This window comes from Flavobacterium sp. (genome assembly GCF_036405015.1).
Taxonomy (GTDB): domain Bacteria; phylum Bacteroidota; class Bacteroidia; order Flavobacteriales; family Flavobacteriaceae; genus Flavobacterium.
Genome location: NZ_DASWYK010000034.1, coordinates 1 through 3426 on the forward strand (window position 1 = coordinate 1; position 3426 = coordinate 3426).

Below are 3426 nucleotides of genomic sequence, written 5' to 3' on the forward strand. Positions count from 1 at the left end.
ATCATTGTAAGACGTACTTCACGAGACAGAAACAAAGCCATTATTGGAAAATTAGAATATGTTTACGTAAACGATAACGTCTCTAAACATAAAGGTTTGGTTGGAGATAAAATTTCAAAAACGTTTACTTATGATGATAAAAAATCGGCAGATCAATTGATTGTTCAAAGTCTTTTTGGTGATAATTATAAAGTAATTGTACCAATGATTTCATACCACGAAGACGAATTTGCCTTTGAATCAATTTCGTATAATAATGAAATGAATTTCAGTCCATCTTCAACAGCTTTGGTTGCAGTAAGCAGAAAATACAAATACAACAAATTAAACTTTCCAATTTCCTGTTCTCAAATTGAAGAAAATGGAATTGTAAAAACAGAAAAAACGTTTATTTACGAATAAGCGTTTTTTAAATAAGACCATTCAGAGGTGGAATTTTGTTGAGGTAAATCTCAATGGAGTTCCATTTTTTATTTCATGTTTGTTGTTGCAGTCGAGATATAAATTTAAAAACCAAATTGTATAATTGATTGTAGCTTACAAATCATTAAATTTGCAGCTTATTCAAGACTATGTTAGAAAAAGAAGTTATAAATTTTGAGAGAACAGTTATAGTTGGTATTGTTACTCAAAATCAAAGTGAAGAGAAACTAAATGAATATTTAGACGAATTAGAGTTTTTGACTTTTACCGCTGGAGGTGAAGTTATTAAACGCTTTTCGCAAAAGATGGAGCGCCCAAATCCGAAAACTTTTGTGGGTACAGGAAAAATAGATGACATTAATCTCTTTGTAAAAGAAAATAAAATATCGACGGTAATTTTTGATGATGAGTTAACACCTTCGCAGCAAAAAAATATTTCAAGAATTATTGATTGTAAAATCTTAGACAGAACCAACTTAATTCTGGATATTTTCGCGCAGAGAGCCGAAACTTCATATGCAAGAACTCAGGTGGAATTGGCGCAATGTCAATATTTATTACCAAGACTTTCCGGTTTATGGACACACCTTGAGCGTCAAAAAGGGGGGATTGGTATGCGTGGTCCTGGAGAGACAGAGATTGAGACAGACAGACGTATTGTACGTGATCGAATTTCGCTATTAAAAGATAAAATCAAAACGATTGACAAGCAAATGAGTATTCAGCGCAGTAATCGCGGTGCAATGGTTCGTGTAGCTTTGGTTGGTTACACCAATGTTGGAAAATCGACTTTGATGAATGCAATCGGGAAAAGTGATGTTTTTGTTGAGAACAAATTGTTTGCAACATTAGATACAACAGTTCGAAAAGTGGTAATTAAAAACCTGCCATTTTTGCTTTCTGACACCGTTGGTTTTATTAGAAAATTGCCAACACAATTGGTAGATTCTTTTAAAAGTACGTTAGATGAGGTTCGTGAAGCAGATTTGCTTTTACACGTTGTAGATATTTCGCATCCTGATTTTGAAGATCATATTGAATCTGTAAACAAGACTTTACAGGAAATCAAAAGCAACGATAAACCAACTATTATGGTTTTTAATAAAATCGATGCGTATAAACATCTTACTATCGAAGAAGATGATTTGATTACCGAAAGAACTCGTAAACATTACACACTCGAAGAATGGAAACAAACCTGGATGAGTAATGTTGGAGAAGACAACGCCTTATTTATTTCGGCAAGAAATAAAGAGAATTTTGAAGAATTCAGAGAAACGGTTTATGAGGCGGTTCGCCAGATTCATATTACACGTTTTCCTTACAATAATTTCCTGTATCCAGATTATAAGGATGCAGTCGAAAAAGACGAAGAATAAACGACTATTTTATAAAACGAAAAAATCCCAAAAATTTAATTTTTGGGATTTTTTTTATTGGTATTGGAATGAAAATTATGCTTTTTTCAATTCTAATTTTTCATCATCTGGAGAAGTGTAAACATCATCAGATTCGCTTTCATAAGGTTTAAAAGTTCCATCTGCAATTTTCTCTACCATGATAAGTTCTCCTTTGTATTTTTTGAAAGAGATTTCTTTTCCATCTGTAGTTTTCACACTAAACTGGTTTCCGTTTGGCCAAACATAACCAGCTTTGTCAGTACCTTCGTAAATTGCGATAGCTGGAGAGTAAGAATCAAGACTAACAATGCTTCCACCACCACTTGACGCTGGTTTGAATCTTGTAAATTCAAAAGTTCCTGTAAAAACTTTCTTTTTGTAGTACGCAGTTCCCGATAACACAACAGCATACGCAGTACGAGAAGTTATAGTTTCTATTTTGTGTTTGAATTCTTTTTGATTGATAAAACCTAAAATTTGAAGATTCTTTTTAGCATTATCTGGCCACATACTCAAAAGTCCAGCACCTTCTTTAGCTACAGCTAAATATTCTTCTGCTTTTGGTAAATTAACTTTAAAGATTTCAATTAAACTTAAATTCAGATAGATAATTTTATTAAGATCTTTGTCTTTAATTTTTCCAAATGTTTTTCCTGTAAAACCTTTGTAATAAGTTTCCATATCATCTAAATACTTATCTTCAAAAGATAGTGCCTGAAGCTTAGTCAGTAATTCTTGAGTTTTAGTATTAAATTCAACTAATTCAGGAAAAGCGTCACATTTTTCGAAAACTCCGTAATTAAATGTCAATTCAACTTCGTTTTTTGTGATCAAATATCCGTCTAATAAATCGTAAGCTTGCTGACACAAAGCATTTGCCATTTCAGTTTCTTGCGTACGTCCCTTAACTCTGTCTAATGGAATTGTTCGGTTAACATTAGCCATTGTGATGATCTCATTATTTTTACCTAAAATTAAAAAATGAAGATCTCCACTCACACTTGGACGTCCCGTTGCATCAGCCAGATATTTTGAAGGATTATAACCCACCAAAATCTTTAAATCAGGATTGATAGAATCAATTTGTTTGTCATTTTTGTATTTATCAAGAGTAATGTCTTTTTGAAAGGTTTCATTTGGAAGAAAATCTCTTGATCTGTTCCATTTATCAATACCTTGAATAACGATGTTGTATTTTTTAATACCATTAAAATACTCCGATTTTGGAACAGGAATCGTAAATTTTTTAGTTTCTGTGTCAGTTTTCTGAGCGCTTATTGCTACAGATAATAGTAGAAACAATAATGTAGATTTGATTTGAGTCATGTAATTAAAATGTTTATGGTTGAGGCGCTAAAAATAATATTTTTGAATTAAAATTATTCTATTTTTGTAAACAAAATTTTAATAAAAAATAATCAATATTTCCTTAAAATAAACCTAATTATAAACTCAAATTAACTATGAAGAAAATTACCCTACTAGGTCTTTTATTTTGTTCTTACTTATCTTTTGCCCAAAAGGTAGATTTAGATCGTTACTATTTTAATGTTAGTTATCAGGATCTTCCTAAGACAGTTGTTCCTTTTGAGCAGAGAACTTA

General features: G+C 31.6%; 2 protein-coding genes and 1 pseudogene. 2 read left to right on the forward strand and 1 reads right to left on the reverse strand.

The window, feature by feature from the left end:
- Both VGE71_RS02780 and hflX read left to right on the forward strand, forming a co-directional pair.
- Positions 1-402, forward strand: a pseudogene (locus VGE71_RS02780) (hypothetical protein); the annotation flags it as partial.
- A gap of 170 nt (positions 403-572) precedes the next feature.
- The gene (hflX, locus tag VGE71_RS02785; protein ID WP_331136931.1) at positions 573-1802 is read left to right on the forward strand and encodes a GTPase HflX; all 1230 of its coding nucleotides are present in this window, start codon (positions 573-575) and stop codon (positions 1800-1802) included.
- Between the two features lie 75 nt (positions 1803-1877).
- Here hflX and VGE71_RS02790 read toward each other — a convergent pair whose 3' ends face one another.
- Positions 1878-3149: a hypothetical protein gene (locus VGE71_RS02790; RefSeq protein ID WP_331136932.1), complete on the reverse strand. Its 1272-nt coding sequence runs from the start codon at positions 3147-3149 to the stop codon at positions 1878-1880.
- Positions 3150-3426: the final 277 nt, after the last annotated feature.

What these genes read in the sequence shown, in the direction of transcription:
- VGE71_RS02790 (WP_331136932.1), bottom strand. Translation starts at nt 3,149, where the DNA reads ATGACTCAAATCAAATCTACATTATTGTTTCTACTATTATCTGTAGCA.
- hflX (WP_331136931.1), top strand. Translation starts at nt 573, where the DNA reads ATGTTAGAAAAAGAAGTTATAAATTTTGAGAGAACAGTTATAGTTGGT.